The organism is Kitasatospora sp. NPDC086009 (genome assembly GCF_044540385.1).
Taxonomy (GTDB): Bacteria; Actinomycetota; Actinomycetes; order Streptomycetales; family Streptomycetaceae; genus Kitasatospora.
On the sequence record NZ_JBITSA010000002.1, the window covers coordinates 22,213 to 44,009 of the forward strand.

Sequence of the window (21,797 nt, forward strand, 5' to 3'; positions counted from 1 at the left end):
GCCCGATTCACCGCACGCCGATCCTCCGAGTCTGAAGGGAGCGGGGCCGGCCTCGGACGGCCCCCACCACCAGCCATGAACGAACGCAACACGACGCAGCCCCCGCTCGGCGCGCCCGCCCGGGACCGGCTGGCGGGCAAGGTCGCCCTGGTGACGGGCGCCAGCTCCGGCATCGGCGAGGCGGCCGCCAAGGCACTGGCCGCACAGGGCGCGAGCGTGGTGCTGGCGGCCCGGCGGCGGAGCGAACTGGACCGGGTCGCCGGGGAGATCACCGCCGCCGGCGGCGCCGCGATCGCCGTCACCGCCGACGTCACGGTCGACGAGGACGTCGCGGCCGCCGTCCGCACGGCCGAGCGGCACTACGGCGGTCTGGACATCGCCTTCAACAACGCCGGGACGCTGGGCACCCCGGGCCTGGTCGCCGACCAGAAGCCGGAGGCCTGGACGGACGACCTCGGCCGGGTGCTCACCAGCGTCTTCCTGTCGATGCGGCACGAGATCCCGGCCCTGCAGCGGCGCGGCGGCGGAGTGATCGTCAACAACGCCTCGCAGCTGGGCGTGGTCGGGTTCGGCGCCGGGATCAGCGCCTACGTGGCCGGGAAGCACGGCGTGGTGGGCCTGACCAAGGCCGCCGCGCTGGAGTACGCCGGGGAGAACATCCGGGTCAACGCCCTGGCGCTGGCGACCGTGGACACGCCGATGTACCGCTCCTCGGTGGGCGGCAGCCAGGAGATGGCCGACATGTTCACCGCCCTGCACCCGCTCGGCCGGATCGCCAGCGCGCAGGAGGCGGCCTCGGCGGTCGTCTACCTGGCCGGCGACGAGGCGGGCTTCTTCACCGGCTCGGTGCTGGTCATGGACGGTGGATGGACGGCCCGGTGATGCCCGCCACCGCCACCGGGCCGGAACGGGCCACCCGCGGCGTACCGGAGGTCGTCGGCGGAGACCTCAAGGTGCCGCTGGTGACCGGCTCGTGGGTGCCGTACGCCAACCTCGACTACGCGGCGAGCACTCCGAGCCTCGCGGCCGTGCAGCACGCGGTGGACCGCATGCTGCCCTGGTACAGCAGCGTGCACCGGGGCGCCGGGTTCGCCTCCGCGGTCTCCACCCGGGCGTACGAGCGGGCCCGGGAGACGGTGCGCCGCTTCGTCGGCGCGGCCCCGGACGCCCAGGTGGTGTTCACCCGCAACACCACCGACGCGCTCAACCTGCTCGGACGCGCGCTGCCCGCCGGCACGGCGGTCTTCCGGTTCTCCACCGACCACCACGCCGCCCTGCTCGCCTGGCGCGGCTCCCCGGTGTACCGGCTGGCCCGGCCGGCCACCGCGGCGGACGCCGTGACCGCGCTGGCGAAGGCGCTCGCCGGCGCCCCCAGGGGGCCGAAGCTGGTGGTGATCACCGGCGCGTCCAACGTGACCGGGGAGCTGTGGCCGGTCGCCGAGCTGGCGGAGGTGGCCGCCACCCACGGCGCGCGCACCGTCCTGGACGCCGCCCAACTGGCCGGGCACCGGCCGCTGGACCTCGCCGGCTGGGGCGTGGACTGGGCCGCGCTCTCCGGGCACAAGCTGTACGCGCCGTTCGGCGCCGGCGCCCTGGTGGGCTCCGCCGACTGGCTGGACACCGCCGACCCCTACCTGGCGGGCGGCGGGGCCACCGCCCGGGTCGCCGAGGAGGACGGCCGGGAGAACATCCGCTGGACCGGGCTGCCGCACCGGCACGAGGGCGGCTCGCCGAACGTGGTGGGCACCCACGCGATGGCGGTCGCCTGCCGGACGCTGACGGCCACCGGCTGGGACGCCGTCGCCGCGCACGAGCAGGCGCTGACCGCCCGGCTCCGCGGCGGGCTGGCGGCCGTCCCCGGAGTCCGCCTGCTGGACCTGTGGCCGGGCGGACACCCGCGGCTCGGTGTGGTCTCCTTCAGCGTCGCCCGCTGCGGCGACGCGCCCGCCGACCAGCGGCTGGTCGCCACGGCGCTCTCCGCGGAGCACGGGATCGGCGTCCGGGACGGCGCGTTCTGCGCCCACCAGGCGGTCCACGCCCTGCTGAGCGACGCACCCGGGCACCAGGGCGACCGCGCGCTGCGCGCCAGCATCGGCCTGGGCACCACCGCCGAGCACGTCGACCGGCTGGTGGCGGCGCTGGGCGAACTGGTCCGGCGCGGGCCGCGCTGGTCCTACGACCACCCGGAGGACGGCTGGCGGCCGGTGCCGGATCCGCGGCCGGTACCGGAATTCCTCCGATGAGCGGGAATTCCCCGGGTGACCCGTTTCGGGTGACCGCGGCTCAGTAGGCTCCGACACCGGAAGGAGAGTGCCCGACATGACCGGAACACGCACGACCGAACAATTGGACCATTCCCGATCGCCCGCCCACCGATTCGGCGTCATGCTCTATCCGGACCAGCCCTTTCCGGTGCTCGCGCAGCGGCTGGGGTGGCTGGAGGAACTCGGTTTCGACCAGGTGTTCGTACCCGATCACAGCGCGGACCTGCGCAATCCGAGCGGCCTCTGGTTCGACAGCTGGTCGGTGCTGGCCATGGCGGCCGTGACCACCCGGCGGATCCGGATCGGCACCATGGTGGCCAACCAGATCCTGCGCCCGCCGGCCCAGCTGGCCAAGCAGGCGATCGCCCTCGACCACCTCTCCGGCGGCCGGTTCGGCCTGGGCATCGGGGCCGGGCTGTTTCCCTGGGACCACCACAGCGTGGGGCAGGTCCCGTGGTCGCCCAAGGAGCGCGCCGAGCGCTTCGCGGACTACCTGGCGATCGTCGACGGGGTGCTGCGCGGCGGGATGTTCAGCCACCAGGGGGCCCAGCTGTGGGTCAAGGACGTGGTGACCGTACCCGGTTCGCTGCAGTCGCCGCGGCTGCCGCTGATCGTCGGCGGCCAGTCGCCGACGCTGATCCGGGTGGCCGCCGCGTGCGCCGACGCCTGGAACACCCACGGCCCGCCGGGCGCGAGCGCCCAGGAGGTGCTCGGCATCACCGCCGAGCAGAACCGCCGGCTGGACCGGCTCGCCAGCGAGGCCGGCCGCGACCCCGCGGCCGTCCGGCGCGGGTACACGATCTTCGGGCCCTGGGACCCGAGAAGGGGGCGGCACGGCTACGAGGAGATCTTCGAGCGCTTCACCGGGGCCGGTGTCGCGGATTTCGTCCTGGACTGGCCGGGGGAGGCCCATCGGGAGGAATTCGAAAGAGTCGCCCGTGAGGTGATTCCGCCGCTGCGCGACAGCTGACGGAAACATCGCACACCACGGGGGATCTCACGACGCGATCCTGTCCCGCGTATCGGCCGGGAGGGTCCGGCCGGTACGCGAATGCCGTACGGGGGATCACAGGAATTCGGCAGTTCGTCGCAGACGGGCGGTTGGCCCGGGATTCGCGTGAAGAGAAGGTGTGACAGAGATGATCGAAGACGTGGCCGGCACGGCCACCACGGGGGCTTCGGACAACGGGGGTGCTCTGGACGACGGGGGTGCTCTGGACAACGGGGGTGCTTCGGACCACGGGAATGCTCTGCGCGACGGGGGTGCGGCGGACGGCGGTGGCGGGGCCGTCGGTGGCGGGGTGGCCGACGGCGGGACGGCGGCGGACCCCTGCGGGGCCGCGGCGGGATCACCGTGACCAAGGCCGACCGCCAGTACGAGGACCTGGTCAGCGGCCTCAACCAGCGCTACGTCGCGGCGCCCGACTCGGTCCGGCTGGTGAGCACCACCGAGGAGGTCGTCGCCGTCGATCAGGAGGCGGTCGACCGGGGCAAGCGGCTCGCCGTGCGCTCCAGCGGGCACTGCTACGAGGACTTCGTCCACAACCCGGAGGTCCGGATCATCCTGGACATGTCCGGCATGCACGCGGTGGGCTACGACCCCCGGCTCAACGCGATAGCCGTCGAGTCGGGCGCCACCAACCTGCGCACCTACCAGACCCTCTACCCGGAGTGGGGCGTCGTCGTCCCCGCCGGGTTCTGCTACTCCGTCGCCATGGGCGGCCACGTCAGCGGCGGCGCGTGGGGTCCGCTCTGCCGGCTGCACGGCCTGGTCGTCGACCACCTGTACGCGGTCGAGGTGGTCGTGGTCGACGCGGCCGGCCGGGCCCGCGCGGTGATCGGCACCCGCGACCCGGACGACCCGAACCACGACCTCTGGTGGGCCCACACGGGCGGCGGAGGCGGCAACTTCGGCGTCGTCACCCGCTACTGGTTCCGTTCGCCGGGCGCCACGGGGCGGGACCCGCGCGCCCTGCTGCCGAAGCCGCCCGAGGAGCTCCTGGTCAGCGCCGTCAGCTGGCCGTGGGACGAGCTGAGCCGGGACGAGTTCGTCCGCCTGGTCCGCAACTACGCCGACTGGCACGTGGCCCACCTGGGGCCCGACGACCCGGCGCGGGCGCTGATCAGCCAGCTGGTGCTCAACCACCGCAGCGCCGGCCAGATCGGCATGCTCGTCCTGGTGGACGCCTCGGCGCGGGGCGCCGAGCGGCTGCTCGCCGGCTACCTGGAGCGGATCGGCGAGGGCGTCACCGTGGAGCGCGGCGCGCTGACCCGGCACATGGGCGAACTGCCCGCGATGCCCCAGTTCGCCGCCCCGCGCCGGCTGCCCTGGCTCCAGGCGGTCCGGATGCTCGGCACCACCAACGCGGTGCTCAACGACCCGACGCTGCGCGCCGAGTACAAGTCCTCCTTCATGCGCGCCGGCTTTCCCGAGGGCCAGCTCGACGCACTCCACGCGCACCTCACCCGCGAGGACGTGACCAACCCGAACATCAGCGTGCAGCTGACCTCCTACGGCGGCCGGATCAACGCGGTCCACCCGGCGGCGACCGCGGCGCCGCACCGGGACGCGGCCTTCAAGATGCTCTGGCAGGTGTTCTGGAACGACCCGGCCGACGACGACCGCAACATCGGCTGGGCCCGCGACTGCTACCGCGCGGTCTACGCCGAGACCGGCGGGGTGCCGGTGCCGAACGGGGTCACCGACGGCTGCTACGTGAACTACCCCGACATCGACCTCAACGACCCGGGCCTCAACACCTCGGGGGTGCCCTGGCACGACCTCTACTACAAGGGGAACTACCCGCGCCTGCAGCGGATCAAGGCGGCGTGGGACCCGCTCGACGTCTTCCGGCACGGCCAGTCCGTCGAGCTGCCCACGGCCTGAGCGGCGGCCAGGGCGGCGGCTCGAAAGGCGCCCCCGGCGGCGGCTCGGATCGCGTCCCGGACGGGTGCTCGGCGGGGGCCCGGACGGGTGCCCGGTGGGGCCCGCTCCGCGGCCGGGCCGCCCGCCGCCGTGCCCCGCCGCCGCCGTGACCCTCGAAGGAGCCTTCCGATGACCTCCCTGCTCGCGATATCCGCCAGCCCCTCGGCCGGCTCGCGCACCGCCGCGCTGACGGCCCACCTGGTCCAGCTCCTGGCCGAGGCCGGCTTCCGGACCGGGCACGTCCGGGTCCGCGACCTGCCGGCGGCCGAGCTGCTCGCCGGGCGGGCCGACAGCGCCGTGCTGCGCGACGCCCTGGCCGCGGTGGCCGCCGCGGACGGGCTCGTGGTGGCGTCGCCCGTCTACAACGCGGCCTACAGCGGTCTGCTGAAGGCCTTCCTGGACGCACTGCCCCGCTCCGGGCTGGCGGGCAAGACGGTGCTGCCGGTGATGACCGGCGGGAGCCTCGCCCACGCGCTGGCCCCCGACTACGCGCTGCGGCCGGTGCTGACGGCGCTCGGCGCGCGGTACGTCGTCCGCGGCGCGTTCGTCCTCGACGCGGCGGTCGAGCCGCGGGACGGCGGGCCGCCGCGGCTGGCGCCGGAGGCCGCTCCCCGGCTGGAGCAGGCGGTGGCGGACTTCCTGGCCGCGCTGCCGCCGGACGTGCCCGGTGGACTGCCCGCGGCCGGGCGGTCCGGGCCGGGCGCCCTGGCGCGGAGATGACGACGGCGGTCCCCGGAGCCTCCGGGGACCGCCGTCGCCGTCCTGGGGGGTGTGCGCAAAGTCCCGTCAGGTCCGCGACGTTGCGCAGACCCCCTAGCCCTGGGCCTCGTCGGCGGTGTGCGGAAGGGTGATCCCGTGCTGGGCGGCGAGCCGCAGCAGTCCGGCGATCCGGCCCTCGTAGGCCTGGACGCCGTCGGCGTCCTGGTCGGTCCGGGCTGCCGCGAGTTCCTCGCGGGCCCGGGCGAGCTGCTCGCGCAGCTCCTGGTCGAACATCGCTGTCATTGCCGGCCTCCAAAAGGTCGGTGCCGCTCCGGGGAATGCGCGGGGCAGTTCAGAGTCTACGAAGGTGAAGAACTCTTCAAGTCCCGCCCGCCGCGTCGCCCGGGGTGGCGTTTTCCTGGCGCACGTGCCGGCGGGTCGGTCCGCCGGCAGGCGGACGGCGGGCGCCGCCGGGGCGCGCGGGCCGGGCACGTGCGCCCTTGTTGTGCTAGCACTTCGGCGCTAGCTTGAATTTCATGGGTAAGAAACAGCTGAACGTCCGGGTGGACGCCACCACCGCGGAGATGGCCCGGGAGCGGGCGGAGCAGCAGGGGATCAGCATGAACCAGTACATCGAGCGCCTGGTCCAGCAGGACATGGGCGAGGCCGGGCGGGCGTTCGTCGACGCCGCCGCGCAGTTCATGAAGGAGTACGAGACGGCCTTCCTCGCCGAGTTCGGCGAGCACGGAGACCTCCAGGACGTGCGCCGTTGAACCTGGAGGTCGACCTCTCATGGCTGCTCATGACAGCCGAGCAGTACACACCCGGTGACCCGCAGGTCACCGACTACGGATCGCTGCTCGCGGCGGTCACCCGCCACCAGGCCGAGATCTTCGACATCGCCGTCTACCCCGAACCGCAGGACCGCGCCGCCGCCCTGATGCACCAGCTCATCCGGGTGCCGGCCCTGGAGAAGACCAACGAACTGTTCGCCACCGCCGTCGCCTACGCCTACCTGGTGGCCAGCGGGTGCACCGTGGCGACCACCGCCCGTGAGGTGCGCAGCCTCGCCCGGGCCATCCGGGAGGGGCGGCTCGGGGTGTCCGGCGTCGCCGAGCGGCTGGCTGCCTGGGTGGTGGACGAGGCCGAGGGCGAGGACGTCAGCGGCGAGGACAGCGAGGACGAGGAGTAGGCGCGGGCGCCCGGGTCTGGCGCCGGCCCGGCCGGGGCGCCGGTGGGTCGGGGCTCGGCCGGGTGGGCCCGCCGGTGCCGGCGGGCCCCTCGCTCGCCGTCGGCTACGCCGTGGCGGGCTCGGTCGTGGCGGGTTCGCTCGCGGCGGGCTCGGTCGCGGCGGGCTCGGCGATCAGGGCCGTCGCGAACGGGCGGAAACCCGCCCGGCGGTAGATCCGCGCGACGTCCTCGTCGGCGGCGGACAGGAAGACCGTCCGCACGCCGTTCGCCCGCGCGTGCGCGACCAGCGCCGCCGTCACCGCCAGGCCGAGGCCGCGGCGGCGGGCCGTCGGCAGGGTGCCGACGCCGGCCACCTCGGTGACCGGGCCGACCGGGTTGTGCTGGCCGGCGCAGAGCGCCGTACCGTCCTGGACGGCCGCGGCGAGCACGGTACGGCCGGCGGCGATCCGCTCGGCGATCCGCGCGACCGTGCCGTCGGAGGCCAACTGCTGGGCGGCTGCCGCCAGTTCGTCGGGGCCGGCCAGGCCGGTGGCGGTGCCCGGCTCGCCGAACGCGAGGTGCGGGACGGCCACCGCGCTCGCGAGGTCCGGGTCCTCGGCGGCCAGCACCCGCACCGACACTCCCGCGGGCGGCGCGGCCTCCGGCACGGTGGGCTCCTGGTCCTGGCCCAGCACCAGCAGCGGGTGCTCGTGCACCGTCAGCCCGGCCTCCTCGACCGCCGCGCGCAGCCGCGGATCGTGCTCGGCCACCCACTCGAAGGCCTGCGGCGCGCCCAGCTCGCGCTGGCGGGCCAGCACGCGCAGGACGTCCTCGGCGGTGACCGCCGGGCCGGTGTGGCCGAGCGCCGGGCGGGCGTAGTACGGCCAGCCCTCGCCCTCGCGGACGAACAGGCTCAGCGGCCCGAAGTCCTCGACGCGGGCTGCGCTGCGCGGTACGGCGTCGTAGTAGCGCTCGATCTCGTCGAGGAGGGGGCGGAGGGCGGGATCAAGAGCGGCGGCAGAAGTCACGCGGTGCATCCAAGCAGGCCGGTCGGGTTCCTGCCAGCGATTTGCGGTCGGCCCGCCGTGCGCGGGGTCGGCGCGCGGACGGCCGGTCCGTGTGCGGACGGCCGGGTTTCCCGGGCCGCTGCCGCCCACTCCGGGGGCCGGGCATATCGGACCGATTGTTGCCGAATGCTTACAGGCCGGGCGATCTTGTGTGCGGGCCGCGTGGCATCCTGGGGCCTTTACAGCTCCGCCGGACCGGACGGCGGGCGTCGGCACGGGGAGAGGCGAGGGGGATGACAGGCTCATGAGGCTCTGCTTTCTGGTCGAGGAGCACTACCGGCACGACGGCATGCCGCTCGACGTGGTGCGTCAACTCACCGCCTGGGGCCACCGGGTGGACGTGCTGCGGCCCGGGAACTCGCTGATGGCGATCTCCGAGGCGGTGCGGGCCGGCAGCCATGACGCCTGGGTGCTCAAGACCGTCTCCGGCGGACCCGGCCTGACCCTCCTGGAGGCGGCCGCCGCCGTCGGCCTCACCACCGTGAACGACGTCCGTTCCATCCGCGGCGTCCGGGACAAGGCGCTCGCCGCCGTGATCGCGCGCACCCGGGGCCTGCCGGTCCCGGTGACCTACGCCGCCGCCCGCTGGGAGTGGCTGGCCGAGATCCCGGCCGCCGAGTACCCGCTGGTGGTCAAGCCCGCCGACGGCAGCTCCGGTCGGGCCGTGCGGCTCGTCCCCACCCCCGACCACCTGGTCGAACTCGGTCCCGAGCTGGCCGGCGAGGGCCTGCTGATCGCCCAGCCGTACGTGCCCAACTCCGGTACCGACCTCAAGGTGTACTGCGTCGACGGCGAGCTCTACGCGACCGAGCGCTGCTCCCCGCTCCACCCCGGCCAGGGGGTGCGCGAGCGGCAGGTGCCGCTCGGCGGCGACGTCGCGCGGATCGCCGCGCAGGTCGGGGAGGTGTTCGGCCTCGACCTCTACGGCGTCGACGTGCTGCTCGGCCCGGACGGACCGGTGGTCGTCGACATCAACGACTTCCCCAGCTTCCGCCAGGTGCCGGACGCGGTCGCCCGGGTCTCCCGCGCCGTGCTGCGGCTGGCCCGCACCGGCACGGCCGTCTCCGCCCCGGCGCCCGCGCTCGCGCAGGAGCCGTCCGGGCCGATCGCCGAGCCGGTCCGGCTGCCCGTCCAGGGCGCGGCCGTGGCCGTGGGCGGCGCGGGCCCGTTCGACGGCCTCGGACGCGCCGACCTCGTCAACGGCGCGGTGGGCGGAACGCTGTGAGGATCGGCCTGCTCACCCCCGACCCCGGTCACCCGCTGCTCGCCGCCACCGCCGCGCTGCTGGCCCCCGACCACCGGGTCGAGAGCCTCGACGCCAACCGCGACGACCTCCCGCCCGCCGAACTCCTCGGCCCCGGCCCGCTCGCCGACGTGTACCTGCTCAAGGCCCGCACCCCGCAGGCCCTGGCGCTCGCCCGCCACCTGGAGGAGCGAGGCGCCCCCGTCGTCAACTCGGCCGCCGCGACGGCGTTCTGCCAGGACCGCACGGCCATGGCCGACCTCGCCCGGCGGTGCGGCCTGCCGTTCGCCGCCACCCGCACCGCCGCCGCCCTCACCGAACTGCCCGATCCCGACTACCCGTTGGTGATCAAGAGCCGGCACAGCCGCCGGGGCGACCTGGTCGCCCGGGTCGACGACGCCGCCCGGCTGCGCGCCCTCGCCGAGGAGTGGCCCGACGAGCCCGTGGTGGCCCAGCCCTACCTCGCCGGCACCGGCTGGGACCAGAAGCTCTGGGTCGTCGACGGGCAGGTGTTCTGCGCCCGCCGGCGCTCCGAACTCGCCGAACCCGCCGGCGAACCCGCCGACGGCGGGACGTTCGGCCCCCGCGAGCTGCCCGCCGACCGCGCCGGGCTGGCCCGCCGGGTCGGCGAGGTGTTCGGCCTCGACGTCTACGGCGTCGACCTGCTCGACGGCCCCGCCGAGCCGGTCATCGTCGACATCAACGCCTTCCCCGGCATCCGCGGCCAGGCCGGCGCCCCCGAGGCCCTCGCCGCCCTCGCCCTCCGGGTGGCCCGGCAGGGCGGCGGCCACCGCGTCCCGGCACCACGGGATGCGCGGCGGGACACCGCCGGTCGTTAGGCTTGAGCTCTCCGGCCGGACCGCACGACCGGACGGCGAGAGAAGACGGACGTTGCTGCAGGACATCCAGCCCTACCTGGCCTGCCCGCACTGCGCGCAGGCCCTCACCCCCGACGGACGCGCGCTGCGCTGCCCGACCGGGCACAGTTTCGACGTCGCCAAGCAGGGCTACGTCAGCCTGCTCGCCGGTGACGCGCACACCGGCACCGGTGACACCGCCGACATGGTCGCCGCCCGCAGCGACTTCCTCGCCGCCGGCCACTACCGCCCGATCGCCGACGCACTCGCCGAAGCCGCCGCCGCCGTCGCGCCGGACGGCCTGGTCGCCGACCTCGGCGCCGGCACGGGCCACTACCTCGCCCACGTCCTGGACGCCCTGCCCGACCGGCCCGGCGCCGCCCTCGACATCTCCAAGTACGCGCTGCGCCGGGCCGCCAGGGCCCACCCCCGGATCGGCGCCGTGGTCTGCGACGCCTGGCGGCCGCTGCCGCTGCTGGACGGCGCCGCCGGGCTCGTCCTCAATGTCTTCGCGCCGCGCAACGGCCCCGAGATCCGTCGTGTGCTGCGCCCCGGCGCCACCCTGCTGCTGGTCTCGCCCACGCCGCGCCACCTGCGCGAACTCGTCGGCGCGCTCGGGCTGCTCTCGGTCGACGAGGAGAAGCAGCGCCGGATCGACGAGAAGCTCGGCCCCCATCTGACACCGGCCGGGCGCCAGGAGGTCGAGTTCGGGCTGCGGCTGTCCGCCGCCGACGTCCGCACGGTCGTCGGCATGGGGCCGAGCGCCTGGCACACCGACCGGGAGCGGCTGGCCGCCCGGCTCGCCGACCTGCCGGACCCGGTCGAGGTCACCGCCTCCGTGACGGTCGCCGCCTACCGGCGCTGAGCGGGCGGGGAGCCGGGGGAGCCGGGGGTGCCGGGGGAGCCGGGGGTGCTCGGCGGTGTGGGGGCCGTAGTCCCGGGTCGGTCCACGGCATAGGCCCTGGTCGGGCTGCGGCCGCCTCGTTGGGATGAAGGTGCCTCATTGGGATGAATCTGCCGGGCAGGCACGTTTCTGCCGCCCGAGCGGGGGCTAACGTCCGACGGGTGAACCGCGACGCCACCCGGCCCGCAGCGCCGGCCCACCCCCATCAGCGGACCCCGGACCCAGGCCCGCCGCCCGTGCAGCGCCCCACCGTCGAGGAGATCCGGCTCACCTCGTTCAAGTCCTACCGGCGCGCGGTCCTGCCGCTCGCGCCCCTCACCGTGCTGTACGGGCCCGCCGGCGTCGGCAAGTCCAACGCCCTCGACGCCCTCGCCGTCCTCTCCCGGCTCGCCCTCGGCGAGGAGATCGCCGACTCCCTCGACGGCCTGCCCGGCCGCGGCGGCCCCCTCGGCACGGCCATCCGCGGCGGCCTCGACGGCTGCGTCCCGCACGGCCGCGACGCCGTCATCCTGGGCTGCACCGTCCGCTCGGACCAGGGGCCGATCCGGCTGGAGCTGGTCATCCGCACCGACGGCCCGGTCCGGATCGCCCGCGAGCAGCTCACCCTCGACGGCCGGACCCTCGTCCAGACCGGTGAGCAGGACCTCCGCCGCCGCCGCGTCAACGTCGGCTGGCACAACGACACCCGGCAGGGCGACATCCACGCCCCCTTCCCGAACACCACCCTGATCACCGCCCAGATCCCGCTGCGGGTCGCCGGGTCCTCGCCCGGCGAACGGACGGTGCTGGCCGCCACCGAACAGGTGCTCACCGCCCTGCGCGAGGTCTTCCCCGTCCACCCCGTGCCCGGGCTGATGCGCGACTGGGCCCGCCCCGACCCGCAGGCCCGCCTGCTCGGCAGCGCCGCCAACATCTCCGCCGTGATCGCCCGGCTCAGCAACGAATGCGCCCGCCGGTACGGCCAGCTGCTGCGCGTCGTCCAGTCCGCCGCCCCGCACCCGCTGCTCGGGATCGACCTCGCCCACCGCGGCGCCGGCGCCGACGAACGGGTCCTCGCCGTCTTCGACGAGGGCGTCCTCGGCCGCACCGGCGCCGACCAGGCCTCCGACGGCATGCTGCGCCACCTCGCGTTCGCCGCCGTGCTGCTCACCGGCGCCGGGGTGCTCGACCTCGACGTGGCCACCGAGGTGCCCTGGGCGCACCGGCAGCTCACCGTGCTCGCCGAGGACCTCGGGGCGGGGCTCGGCACCGAGCAGGCGGCCTCGTTGCTGCGGCTCGCCCGGGAGATGGCCGGCCGCAACCAGCTGCGGGTGCTGGCCGCGCTCCAGGAACCGGCCGCGGTGCGGGAGGCGTTCGGCGGGCCGGGTGAACTGCCGCCCGGAGTCGCCCTGGTGGAGTGCCGGCGGGACCCCGGCTCCGGGCGCACCGTGCTGCGCACGGAGACCGCGCGGGTACCGGCCCAGGCCGCGCGCGGGGAGGCGGCGGGGCCGGTTCCGGGAGCGCCAGGGGTGGTCGGGCCACCGCGGCGGGCGGCCGCGGCCCGGGATGCGGTAGACCTGGACGGGTGAGCGAACGAGAGACGGAACCCGTCGGCCCCACCCTGGAGGGCCTGCGACAGCGGCTGACGGAGTTCGCCGCGGCGCGCAGCTGGGAGCCCTTCCACACGCCGAAGAACCTGGCCGCGGCGCTGACCGTGGAGGCCGGCGAGCTGCTGGAGATCTTCCAGTGGCTCACCCCCGAGCAGGCCGCCTCGGTGATGTCCGAGCCGGACACGGCGCACCGGGTGCGGGACGAGGTCGCCGACGTCCTCGCGTACCTGCTGCAGTTCTGCACGGTGGTGGGCGTGGACCCGCTGACCGCCCTGGCGGCCAAGATCGAGCGCAATGAGCTGCGCTTCCCGGCGCCGGGGTCCGGGACGGGACCGGGGGCGGGGTCCGCGCACTGAGGGTCGGTCCGGGCCGGGGGCGGACCGCCGGGGGCGGACCGCCGGGGGCGGACCGTCGGGGCCGGGCCGGGGCCGGGTCGTGGGCGGGTCGTGAGCGGAACCGTCGGGTTCCGGCTGTGGGCGGAACCGTCGGCCGGGCCCCGGCTGCGCCCCGTGCTGCGGTCGGCGTCAACCGGGCGTGGGCGAACAACCCCTGGGAGGGACAAGAGTTGTCCACAGCCCCGGGGTTGTCCACAGGTTCCGGGCAGGTGGCTGCGCCGATCCCTTCGCCGCTGCACGCTTTCGCCGTGACCAGGTGTCCACCGGTCGTACGGGCCCTACGGGCCGTACAGCCGGGCGGGCACGGCGAGAACGGGTGGAAGGGGTGGCGGCCGATGGAGGCGCTGCGACTGATCAAGACGGCCCGGCACGCCCTGGCGGAGGCCAGGAACGTGTCCGACGTGCTGCTGGAGGCGCGGCAGGCCGCGCTGCTCACCGAGGCGGTGGGTGCCCGGCTGGCGGAGCTGGAGGATCCCGGACCGGACGACCTCGGGCTGGCGGGCCTCGGCCAGCAGCTGGCCGAGGCGGGTGCGCACGCGGCCGGCTGCCTGGACCAGTCCGCGGGCGACTCGTCCGCCCTGCTGGGCCTGGGCATCGGCGGCCGCGCCGGGCGGCTGACCGGGCTCGGTGAGATCGGCCCGGCCCTGGAGGGGCTGCTCGGGCTGCTCCAGGAGGTCGGCGAGACGCTGGTGGTGCTGGCCTGCGGGGCCGACACCGAGAGCCTCTACTGGACGTGCATCGACGGGGTCGACGCCGGCGCCGACTGCAAGGAGGTGGTGGGCCGGCTGCGGGAGGCCGTCCGACGGGCCGAGGGTGATCGGGAGACGACGGGCGACGAGGTCGATCCACCGCCGGTCCCGCTCCCGGCGGCCGGACAGGGGTCGCCGTTACTGGTGCTCCGGCTCGGCCCGCCGGGTGACGGCGAGCCGGGACAGGAGGCTCCGCGGCCGGACTACCGGGTGCCGGGCCCGGCGGGTGCGCCGGAGGTGTCCGTGCCGGTGGGGTAGCCGCTCGGGGAGGTGCGCCGGGCGCCCGACGACTGCAGGTCGGCGAGGTCCGCGGTGACCGAGGCGAGCAGCTCCTGCATCTGCTCCAGCAGGCTCTTCGGGGTGGCGGCGCCGGTCGGCCGTGCGGCGGCCGACCCGGACGGGTCGCTCGGGGACTGTGGCGCGGCAGGTGCCTCGGACCAGGGTTCGGACATGAGGGGACCTCTTCGGATCGGTGGTGCGGCGTCAGGCGGGCGGCGGCGGGCCGGCCGGTGGCGCGGGGTGGCCCGCCGCCTCGTCGACGGCTCCGACGCCCCGCCCCAGCAACCAACGAATCTCCGCGCGGCCGGGTCACCGGGCACCACCCGATGCGGTCCAACTCCCGTCGACCGTAAGCCTCCCGGGTGAGCCCGGGTTGCCGCCGGTGAGCCGCCTCGGCTAGGCACCGGGCAGGCAGGCAGGCAGGCAGGCGGGCAGGCGGGCAGGCGGGCAGGCGGGCAGGCGGGCACGCGGGCACGCGGGCAGGCGGGCAGGCGGGCACGCGGCTGGGCCGAGTGGGGCCGAGTGGGGCCAGTGCGGCCGGTGTCGGCACGGCCGTGCCCGTGCCCAGACCCGGCGACCGTCCGGCTCGTCGTCCGGGCTGTCACCGGCCCGGACGACGAGTGCCTCAGGAGGGGAGCGGTGGGAGGGGTGGGGGTGGGCCCCGAAGACGGGCAGACGCCACCCCGGGCAACCGCCCCGGAAAGCCGAAGCCCCGGCGCCGCCGAAGCGGCGCCGGGGCCCGAGACCTCGAAGGAGGCGATCAGTTGTGCGCGTGCAGCTCGGCGTTCAGACCGCCCCAGGAGCCGGCGCGGGCGATGACCTCGACCGCACCGGTCTGCGAGTTGCGACGGAAGAGGAGGTTGTCCTGGCCGGACAGCTCCACCGCCTTCGCCACCTTGCCGTCCGGGGTGGTCACCCGGGTGCCGGCGGTGACGTACAGACCGGCCTCGACCACGCAGTCGTTGCCGAGCGAGATGCCGATACCGGCGTTGGCGCCGAGCAGGCAGCGCTCGCCGACCGAGACGACCTGCTTGCCGCCGCCCGACAGGGTGCCCATGATCGAGGAGCCGCCGCCGATGTCGCTGTGGTCGCCGACCACGACGCCCGCGCTGATCCGGCCCTCGACCATGGAGGTGCCCAGGGTGCCGGCGTTGAAGTTGACGAAGCCCTCGTGCATCACGGTGGTGCCGGCGGCCAGGTGCGCGCCGAGCCGGACACGGTCCGCGTGCGCGATCCGCACCCCGGAGGGGGCGACGTAGTCGGTCATCCGCGGGAACTTGTCGATCCCGTAGACGGCGAGCTGGCCGCCCTGGGCGCGGACCGCCAGCCGGGCCTGCTCGACCTTGTCCACCTGCACCGGGCCGATGCTGGTCCAGGCCACGTTGGCGAGCAGCCCGAACAGGCCGTCCAGGCTCTGGCCGTGCGGCTTCACCAGACGGTGGCTCAGCAGGTGCAGGCGCAGGTAGGCGTCGTGCGCGTCGATCGGCTTCTCGTCGAGCGAGGCGATCGTGGTGCGCACCGCGACCACCTCGACGCCGCGGCGCGCGTCGGCGCGCAGCGCTTCGGCGGCGCCGGCGCCCAGCTCGGTCTCGGCCTGCTCGGCGGTCAGGCGGACGGTGCCGGCCGGGCCGGGCTCGGCGGCCAGGGCGGGGGCGGGGTACCAGGTGTCGAGGACGGTGCCGTCGGCGGCGATGGTGGCCAGACCGGCGGCGACGGCGCCGCTTGCGAGGGAGGTGGATTCAGCAGTCACATCGTGCACGTTAACGAATGCGGGCCGTCGGTGCCGAACACGCTCACCGTGCGGACGGGGCCGCAGGGCGCTCCGGGCCGCGGCACGGCAGGGTCCGGAGCCGTCGTGGAAGGCCCCGGAAGCGCCGTGCGCAATGTCCCCGGCGGGCCGTCGCGGGGACTCCCCGGGAGACCACGCCACGCCCGGGCGCGCGGAACCCGGTGCCCGGCGCGCAAAACCCGGTGCTCGGCGGGCGGGAGCTGGGCAATACTCGGGCCGGTGTTCATGTCGATCTCCACCACCGGTACTGCCGAGAGCCCGGCCACCGACCTCGGCTTCCTGCTGCACAAACACCCCGGCAAGGTCCAGCGGTTCGGGACGTCGCACGGCGAGGCCCACGTCTTCTACCCGGAGGCGGGCGACGAGCTCTGCACGGCCGCGCTGCTGCTCGACATCGACCCGATCGCACTGGTCCGCCGCGGCCGGGGCAAGGGGCGGGGCGGCTCGCCGGACTTCGCGCTCGCGCAGTACGTCAACGACCGCCCCTACGCCGCGTCCTCGCTGCTCGCGGTGGCCCTGCGGACGGTATTCCGTTCGGCGATGAAGGGTGTCTGCGAGGCCCGCCCCGGGCTGGCCGAGCGTCCCCGCCCGCTGCGGATCGCGCTGCCCGCCGTGCCCGCCAACGGTTCGGGCGAGGGCGGCGGCCCGGCCATGGTGGCCCGGCTCTTCGAGCCGCTGGGCTGGCAGGTCGAGGCGGTGGCGATCCCGCTGGACGAGGAGTTCCCCGAGTGGGGCGAGTCGCGCTACGTGCGGGTCGAGCTGTCCTGCGCGGCCGTCCGCCTCGCGGACGCGCTCCAGCAGCTCTACGTCCTGCTGCCGGTGCTCGACGGTGCCAAGCACTACTGGGTCGCCCCGGACGAGGTCGACAAGCTGCTCGCCGCCGGCGAGGGCTGGCTGGCCGACCACCCGGAGCGGGCCCTGATCGCCCGTCGGTACCTCTCCCGGCGCTGGTCGCTCACCCGGACCGCGATGGAACGCCTGGAGCTGGCCCGGCTCGCCGAGGCCGACGACCGCGAGGTCGAGGAGATCGACAACGCGGTGGACGACACCGACGGCTCCGAGCCCGGCGCCGCGCACCCCGTAGGCGCCGAGCCCGCCGACCCCACCGAGGCGGCGGCGCCGGAGGCCGCGCCGAAGCAGCCCCCGCTCGCCGAGCAGCGCCGGACGGCGATCCTGGCCGCCCTGCGTGAGGTCGGGGCGGCCCGGGTGGCCGACCTCGGCTGCGGGCAGGGCGAGCTGATCGGCGCCCTGCTCAAGGACGCCCGGATCACCGAGGTGCTCGGGGTCGACGTGTCCGCCCGGGCGCTGGCAGCGGCGGCCCGCAAGCTGCGGCTGGAGCGGATGCCGGAGCGTCAGGCGGCCCGGGTCAAGCTGGTCCAGGGCGCGCTGACGTACACGGACGCCCGGCTGAAGGGCTTCGACGCGGCCGTGCTCTGCGAGGTGATCGAGCACCTGGACGTGCCCCGGCTGCCCGCCCTGGAGTACGCGGTGCTCGGGGCGGCCCGCCCGTCGTCGGTCGTCGTCACCACGCCGAACGCCGAGTACAACGTCCGCTGGGAGAGTCTGCCGGCCGGCCACGTCCGGCACGCCGACCACCGCTTCGAGTGGGACCGCGCGCAGTTCCGTGCCTGGGCCGAGCGGGTGGCGCGGACGTACGGCTACACCGTCGTGATCCGCCCGGTCGGGCCGGAGGACCCCGAGGTGGGGCCGCCGACCCAGCTCGCGCTGTTCCGCGTCGGCACCCCGGCCGAGCCCACGGTCCCCACGGCCGGCTCCACCGTCTCCACCGACCCGGCGGCCGCCGGTGGCGGCACCGCCGCCGTCGGCACCACCGCACCCGTCCGCACGACGCCCGAAGGGGGCGAGCCCCGATGACGACCGACGACGACGCACAGTCGCCGAGCCCCACCGGGCCCACGCCCACCACCGCGGAGACCCCCGGCACCCCCGGGGCGCGCCGCCTCCCGGTCACCGACGTCTCCCTCGTCGTCCTGATCGGCACCAGTGGCGCGGGCAAGTCCAGCTTCGCCCGCAAGCACTTCCTGCCCACCCAGGTGATCTCCTCCGACTTCTGCCGCGGCCTGGTGGCCGACGACGAGAACGACCAGTCCGCCTCCGCCGAGGCCTTCGACGTGCTGCACTACATCGTCGGCAAGCGCCTCGCGGCCGGCCGGCTGACCGTCGTGGACGCCACCAACGTCCAGTCGGAGGCCCGCAAGCAGCTGATCCGGATCGCCCGCGACCACGACGTGCTGCCGATCGCGATCGTGCTGGACGTCCCCCCGGGCGTCTGCGCCGAGCGCAACCGCTCCCGCCCGGACCGCCAGCTGCCCGCGCACGTGGTCCCGCGCCAGCACCGCGAACTGCGCCGTTCGGTGCGGGGCCTGGAGCGCGAGGGCTTCCGCAAGGTGCACGTCCTGCGCGGCGAGGCCGAGGTCGAGGCCGCCGAGATCGTGCCCGAGAAGCGCTTCAACGACCTGCGCCACCTCACCGGTCCGTTCGACATCGTCGGGGACGTCCACGGCTGCCGCTCCGAGCTGGAGACGCTGCTCATCCGCCTCGGCTACGCCCTCGCGCGGGACGACGGCGGCCGCGCGGTGGACGCCGTCCACCCCGAGGGCCGCACCGCCGTCTTCGTCGGCGACCTCGTCGACCGCGGCCCGGACACGCCGGGCGTGCTGCGCCTGGTGATGGGCATGGTCGCGGCCGGGCACGCGGTCTGCGTCCCGGGCAACCACGAGAACAAGCTCGGCCGGGCCATGGACGGCAAGAAGGTCACCGTCTCGCACGGCCTCCAGGAGTCGCTGGACCAGCTGGCGGGGGAGTCGGAGGAGTTCCGCGCCGAGGTCCGGGCGTTCATGCGCGGCCTGGTCAGCCACTACCTGCTGGACGGCGGCGCCCTGGTGGTCTGCCACGCCGGCCTGCCGGAGAAGTACCACGGCCGGGCCTCCGGCCGGGTGCGCTCGCACGCGCTCTACGGGGACACCACCGGCGAGACCGACGAGTACGGCCTGCCGGTGCGCTACCCGTGGGCGGAGGAGTACCGGGGCAGGGCCCTGGTGGTCTACGGCCACACGCCGGTGCCGGTGGCGAGCTTCCTCAACAACACCATCTGCCTGGACACCGGCTGCGTCTTCGGCGGCAGCCTGACCGCGCTGCGCTACCCGGAGCGCGAGCTGGTGAGCGTCGAGGCGGAGCAGGAGTGGTACGCGCCGGTCCGGCCGATGATCACGGACGCGCCCGGCTCGCGCGAGGGCCGTCCGCTGGACCTCGCGGACGTGGCCGGCCGCCGGGTGGTCGAGACCGCGCTGCACGGCCGGATCGCCGTCCGGGAGGAGAACGCGGCGGCCGCGCTGGAGGTGATGAGCCGCTTCGCGATCGACCCCCGGCTGCTCGCCTACCTGCCGCCGACCATGGCCCCGAGCGCGACCTCGCGCCGCCCCGGCTACCTCGAACACCCGGAGGAGGCCTTCCTCGCCTACCGCGAGGACGGCGTCCGGCAGGTGATCTGCGAGGAGAAGCACATGGGCTCCCGCGCGGTCGTGCTGGTGGCCCGGGACGACACGGCGCTGGAGAAGCGGTTCGGGCTGGCCGGCCCGGGGGCGATCTGGACCCGGACCGGCAGGGCGTTCCTCGGCGACGACGGCCTGACCGCCGCCGTCCTGGGCCGGCTGCGGGCCGCGGCCGAGAGCTCCGGGCTCTTCGACCGGCTGGGCACCGGCTGGCTGCTGCTGGACACTGAGCTGATGCCGTGGTCCCTCAAGGCCACCGAGCTGCTGCGCCGCCAGTACGCGGCGGTCGGCGCGGCGGCGCGCGCGGCGCTGCCGCAGGTGCTCACCGCGCTGGACCAGGCGGCCGGCCGCGGGCTCGACCTCTCCGCGCTGACGGCCCGCCAGCGGCAGCGCGCCGCCGACGCGCGGGCCTTCACCGAGGCGTACCGGCGGTACTGCTGGCCGACCGAGGGCCTGTCCGGCATCCGGCTGGCGCCGTTCCAGGTGCTGGCCGCCGAGGGGGCGAACCTCGCGGTGCGCCCGCACGACGACCACCTCGCCTGGATCGACGGCCTGGTCGACGCCGACCGCGCGGCCGAGCCGGACGCCCCGGTCCTGCACCGGACGGCCCGGCTGCTGGTGGACACCGGTGACGAGGCGTCCGTCGCCGCGGCCGTCGCCTGGTGGGAGGAGCTCACCGGGGCGGGCGGCGAGGGCATGGTGGTCAAGCCGCTGGTCTCGCCGGCCCGGGGCAGGGCCGGGGAGGGCCGCCCGGGCGGGCTGGTCCAGCCCGGGGTCAAGGTCCGCGGCCGCGAGTACCTGCGGATCATCTACGGGCCCGACTACACCCAGTACCTGGACCAGCTGCGGCAGCGCTTCCTCGGGCACAAGCGCTCGCTGGCGCTGCGCGAGTACGCGCTGGGCCTGGAGGCGCTGGACCGGCTGGCGGCGGGCGAGCCGCTCTGGCGGGTGCACGAGCCGGTGTTCGCCGTCCTCGCGCTGGAGTCCGAGCCGGTCGACCCCCGGCTGTAGGGCGGGACCGCGGTGGCCGGCCTGCGCCGCCCGCCGCGCCCGGTCCACCCGTCGGCGGGCCCCGTCCAGGAGCCGCGTCACCGGGGCGGGCCGGGCCCCCGCGGGCACCCCGCGGTGCCCGGCCCGCCCCGCGCCCGGTACCGTCGCCCGTCTCGGCGGGCCCGGCCGCGCCCCGGTTCGCCCGGTTCGCCCGAGCGGCCGGGGGTGCCGAAGCCCCGGCCGGCCGGACTGCCGCGAAGGCTTTGCATACAAATTCCAACCGTCGTATACAATTGCCGCTTCGCCGTTCGTCCACGTCACCCCAGGAGCCCGGCATGGCCTTCAACCTCCGGAACAGGCACTTCCTCAAGGAGCTCGACTTCACTCCCCAGGAGTTCCGTTTCCTGGTGGACCTCGCCGCTCAGCTCAAGGCGGCGAAGTACGCGGGCACCGAGCGGCCCCGACTGCGGGGCAAGAACATCGCGCTGATCTTCGAGAAGACCTCCACCCGGACGCGCTGCGCCTTCGAGGTCGCCGCCCACGACCAGGGCGCCACCACCACGTACCTGGACCCGTCCGGCTCGCAGATCGGCCACAAGGAGTCGATCAAGGACACCGCGCGGGTGCTCGGCCGGATGTTCGACGGCATCGAGTACCGGGGCCACGGCCAGGAGGTCGTCGAGGAGCTGGCCGCCCACGCGGGCGTCCCGGTCTGGAACGGTCTGACCGACGAGTGGCACCCCACCCAGCTGCTCGCCGACGTGCTGACCATCCAGGAGCACACCGCCAAGCCGCTGCCCGAGGTGACCCTCGCCTACCTCGGCGACGCCCGCTCCAACATGGGCAACTCGCTGCTGGTCACCGGCGCGCTGCTCGGCATGGACGTCCGGATCGTCGCGCCCCGGGCGCTCTGGCCCACCGAGGACGTCCGCAAGGCGGCCGAGGTGCTCGCCGGGTCGACCGGCGCCCGGATCACCCTCACCGAGGACGTCGCCGCCGGGGTGGCCGGCGCCGACTTCCTCTACACCGACGTCTGGGTCTCGATGGGCGAGCCCAAGGAGGTCTGGGCCGAGCGGATCGAGCTGCTCAGGCCCTACCAGGTGTCGATGGACACCGTCCGGGCGACCGGCAACCCGGCCGTGAAGTTCCTGCACTGCCTGCCCGCCTTCCACGACCTGGGCACCGTGGTCGCGCGGCAGCTGCACGAGCTGACCGGGATGGCCGAGCTGGAGTGCACCGACGAGCTGTTCGAGTCGGATCACTCCATCGTCTTCGACCAGGCGGAGAACCGCCTGCACACCATCAAGGCCGTCCTGGTCGCCACCCTCGGGTCATAGGGATCGCCGGACGGGCCCTGGCGGCGG

The 21,797-nt window shown here is 75.3% G+C and carries 20 protein-coding genes; 16 read left to right on the forward strand and 4 right to left on the reverse strand.

Annotated elements, in window-relative coordinates:
• Nucleotides 1-75: 75 nt before the first annotated feature.
• From ACIF6L_RS05780 to ssuE, 5 genes are all read left to right on the forward strand, one after another.
• A complete protein-coding gene (locus ACIF6L_RS05780) occupies nt 76-882 on the forward strand; it encodes an SDR family oxidoreductase (protein WP_359809392.1) in 807 nt (268 codons plus the stop codon).
• Nucleotides 882-2,243: an aminotransferase class V-fold PLP-dependent enzyme gene (locus ACIF6L_RS05785; protein WP_396487136.1), complete on the forward strand. Its 1,362-nt coding sequence runs from the start codon at nt 882-884 to the stop codon at nt 2,241-2,243. The genes ACIF6L_RS05780 and ACIF6L_RS05785 overlap by 1 nt, the downstream gene beginning before the upstream one ends.
• Before the next feature lie 142 nt (nt 2,244-2,385).
• The gene (locus tag ACIF6L_RS05790) at nt 2,386-3,234 is read left to right on the forward strand and encodes an LLM class flavin-dependent oxidoreductase (RefSeq protein ID WP_396487083.1); all 849 of its coding nucleotides are present in this window, start codon (nt 2,386-2,388) and stop codon (nt 3,232-3,234) included.
• Nucleotides 3,235-3,618: 384 nt separating this feature from the next.
• Nucleotides 3,619-5,151: an FAD-binding oxidoreductase gene (locus ACIF6L_RS05795; protein WP_396487081.1), complete on the forward strand. Its 1,533-nt coding sequence runs from the start codon at nt 3,619-3,621 to the stop codon at nt 5,149-5,151.
• A gap of 168 nt (nt 5,152-5,319) precedes the next feature.
• Nucleotides 5,320-5,910, forward strand: a complete 591-nt coding sequence (gene ssuE / locus ACIF6L_RS05800; protein WP_352289250.1) for an NADPH-dependent FMN reductase — start codon at nt 5,320-5,322, stop codon at nt 5,908-5,910.
• Nucleotides 5,911-6,003: 93 nt separating this feature from the next.
• Here ssuE and ACIF6L_RS05805 read toward each other — a convergent pair whose 3' ends face one another.
• Nucleotides 6,004-6,192 (reverse strand): hypothetical protein, encoded by a 189-nt coding sequence (locus ACIF6L_RS05805; protein ID WP_329487668.1) that lies wholly within the window; start codon nt 6,190-6,192, stop codon nt 6,004-6,006.
• A gap of 233 nt (nt 6,193-6,425) precedes the next feature.
• Between ACIF6L_RS05805 and ACIF6L_RS05810 the strand changes: the two genes are divergently transcribed.
• Both ACIF6L_RS05810 and ACIF6L_RS05815 read left to right on the forward strand, forming a co-directional pair.
• Nucleotides 6,426-6,662: a toxin-antitoxin system HicB family antitoxin gene (locus ACIF6L_RS05810; protein WP_329487667.1), complete on the forward strand. Its 237-nt coding sequence runs from the start codon at nt 6,426-6,428 to the stop codon at nt 6,660-6,662.
• A gap of 29 nt (nt 6,663-6,691) precedes the next feature.
• Entirely contained in the window at nt 6,692-7,081 is a 390-nt protein-coding gene (locus ACIF6L_RS05815) for a fic family toxin-antitoxin system, toxin component (protein WP_359809388.1), read from the forward strand.
• 103 nt (nt 7,082-7,184) lie between these two features.
• Here the strand turns inward: ACIF6L_RS05815 and ACIF6L_RS05820 are convergent, their stop codons facing one another.
• Nucleotides 7,185-8,096 carry a GNAT family N-acetyltransferase gene (locus ACIF6L_RS05820; protein ID WP_396487078.1) on the reverse strand — a complete coding sequence of 304 codons (912 nt, stop codon included), beginning with the start codon at nt 8,094-8,096 and terminating at the stop codon, nt 7,185-7,187.
• 274 nt (nt 8,097-8,370) lie between these two features.
• Between ACIF6L_RS05820 and ACIF6L_RS05825 the strand changes: the two genes are divergently transcribed.
• The 6 genes from ACIF6L_RS05825 (at nt 8,371) to ACIF6L_RS05850 (ending at nt 14,121) form a co-directional block, all read left to right on the forward strand.
• Complete coding sequence (locus ACIF6L_RS05825) at nt 8,371-9,351, forward strand: hypothetical protein (protein WP_329487664.1); 981 nt, start codon at nt 8,371-8,373, stop codon at nt 9,349-9,351.
• The gene (locus ACIF6L_RS05830) at nt 9,348-10,208 is read left to right on the forward strand and encodes a RimK family alpha-L-glutamate ligase (RefSeq protein ID WP_396487076.1); all 861 of its coding nucleotides are present in this window, start codon (nt 9,348-9,350) and stop codon (nt 10,206-10,208) included. Before ACIF6L_RS05825 ends, ACIF6L_RS05830 begins: the two co-directional genes overlap by 4 nt.
• Nucleotides 10,209-10,260: 52 nt before the next feature.
• Nucleotides 10,261-11,091, forward strand: a complete 831-nt coding sequence (locus tag ACIF6L_RS05835) for a putative RNA methyltransferase (protein ID WP_329487662.1) — start codon at nt 10,261-10,263, stop codon at nt 11,089-11,091.
• Nucleotides 11,092-11,366: 275 nt separating this feature from the next.
• On the forward strand, nt 11,367-12,698 hold the full coding sequence (locus ACIF6L_RS05840) for an AAA family ATPase (protein WP_396487074.1): 1,332 nt from the start codon (nt 11,367-11,369) through the stop codon (nt 12,696-12,698).
• Nucleotides 12,695-13,075, forward strand: coding sequence for a nucleotide pyrophosphohydrolase (locus tag ACIF6L_RS05845; protein ID WP_396487072.1), 381 nt, complete (start codon nt 12,695-12,697; stop codon nt 13,073-13,075). Before ACIF6L_RS05840 ends, ACIF6L_RS05845 begins: the two co-directional genes overlap by 4 nt.
• A gap of 374 nt (nt 13,076-13,449) precedes the next feature.
• Entirely contained in the window at nt 13,450-14,121 is a 672-nt protein-coding gene (locus tag ACIF6L_RS05850) for a DUF6099 family protein (RefSeq protein WP_359809378.1), read from the forward strand.
• Here the strand turns inward: ACIF6L_RS05850 and ACIF6L_RS05855 are convergent.
• Both ACIF6L_RS05855 and dapD read right to left on the reverse strand, forming a co-directional pair.
• A complete protein-coding gene (locus tag ACIF6L_RS05855) occupies nt 14,067-14,315 on the reverse strand; it encodes a hypothetical protein (protein ID WP_329487658.1) in 249 nt (82 codons plus the stop codon). The genes ACIF6L_RS05850 and ACIF6L_RS05855 overlap by 55 nt on opposite strands.
• A gap of 587 nt (nt 14,316-14,902) precedes the next feature.
• On the reverse strand, nt 14,903-15,892 hold the full coding sequence (dapD, locus tag ACIF6L_RS05860) for a 2,3,4,5-tetrahydropyridine-2,6-dicarboxylate N-succinyltransferase (protein WP_396487071.1): 990 nt from the start codon (nt 15,890-15,892) through the stop codon (nt 14,903-14,905).
• Between the two features lie 258 nt (nt 15,893-16,150).
• On the opposite strand from dapD, the gene ACIF6L_RS05865 reads away from it, so the two are divergent.
• From ACIF6L_RS05865 to argF, 3 genes are all read left to right on the forward strand, one after another.
• Complete coding sequence (locus ACIF6L_RS05865) at nt 16,151-17,806, forward strand: 3' terminal RNA ribose 2'-O-methyltransferase Hen1 (RefSeq protein ID WP_396487069.1); 1,656 nt, start codon at nt 16,151-16,153, stop codon at nt 17,804-17,806.
• Entirely contained in the window at nt 17,803-20,454 is a 2,652-nt protein-coding gene (locus ACIF6L_RS05870) for a polynucleotide kinase-phosphatase (protein ID WP_396487067.1), read from the forward strand. Before ACIF6L_RS05865 ends, ACIF6L_RS05870 begins: the two co-directional genes overlap by 4 nt.
• Nucleotides 20,455-20,768: 314 nt before the next feature.
• Entirely contained in the window at nt 20,769-21,770 is a 1,002-nt protein-coding gene (gene argF / locus ACIF6L_RS05875) for an ornithine carbamoyltransferase (RefSeq protein ID WP_396487065.1), read from the forward strand.
• Nucleotides 21,771-21,797: the final 27 nt, after the last annotated feature.

Excerpts from the sequence above, each read along its gene's own strand:
- ACIF6L_RS05780 (WP_359809392.1), top strand. The coding sequence starts at position 76 with ATGAACGAACGCAACACGACGCAGCCCCCGCTCGGCGCGCCCGCCCGG.
- ACIF6L_RS05785 (WP_396487136.1), top strand. The coding sequence starts at position 882 with ATGCCCGCCACCGCCACCGGGCCGGAACGGGCCACCCGCGGCGTACCG.
- ACIF6L_RS05790 (WP_396487083.1), top strand. The coding sequence starts at position 2,386 with ATGCTCTATCCGGACCAGCCCTTTCCGGTGCTCGCGCAGCGGCTGGGG.
- ssuE (WP_352289250.1), top strand. The coding sequence starts at position 5,320 with ATGACCTCCCTGCTCGCGATATCCGCCAGCCCCTCGGCCGGCTCGCGC.
- ACIF6L_RS05805 (WP_329487668.1), bottom strand. The coding sequence starts at position 6,192 with ATGACAGCGATGTTCGACCAGGAGCTGCGCGAGCAGCTCGCCCGGGCC.
- ACIF6L_RS05810 (WP_329487667.1), top strand. The coding sequence starts at position 6,426 with ATGGGTAAGAAACAGCTGAACGTCCGGGTGGACGCCACCACCGCGGAG.
- ACIF6L_RS05815 (WP_359809388.1), top strand. The coding sequence starts at position 6,692 with ATGACAGCCGAGCAGTACACACCCGGTGACCCGCAGGTCACCGACTAC.
- ACIF6L_RS05820 (WP_396487078.1), bottom strand. The coding sequence starts at position 8,096 with ATGCACCGCGTGACTTCTGCCGCCGCTCTTGATCCCGCCCTCCGCCCC.
- ACIF6L_RS05825 (WP_329487664.1), top strand. The coding sequence starts at position 8,371 with ATGAGGCTCTGCTTTCTGGTCGAGGAGCACTACCGGCACGACGGCATG.
- ACIF6L_RS05850 (WP_359809378.1), top strand. The coding sequence starts at position 13,450 with ATGGAGGCGCTGCGACTGATCAAGACGGCCCGGCACGCCCTGGCGGAG.
- ACIF6L_RS05855 (WP_329487658.1), bottom strand. The coding sequence starts at position 14,315 with ATGTCCGAACCCTGGTCCGAGGCACCTGCCGCGCCACAGTCCCCGAGC.
- ACIF6L_RS05870 (WP_396487067.1), top strand. The coding sequence starts at position 17,803 with ATGACGACCGACGACGACGCACAGTCGCCGAGCCCCACCGGGCCCACG.
- argF (WP_396487065.1), top strand. The coding sequence starts at position 20,769 with ATGGCCTTCAACCTCCGGAACAGGCACTTCCTCAAGGAGCTCGACTTC.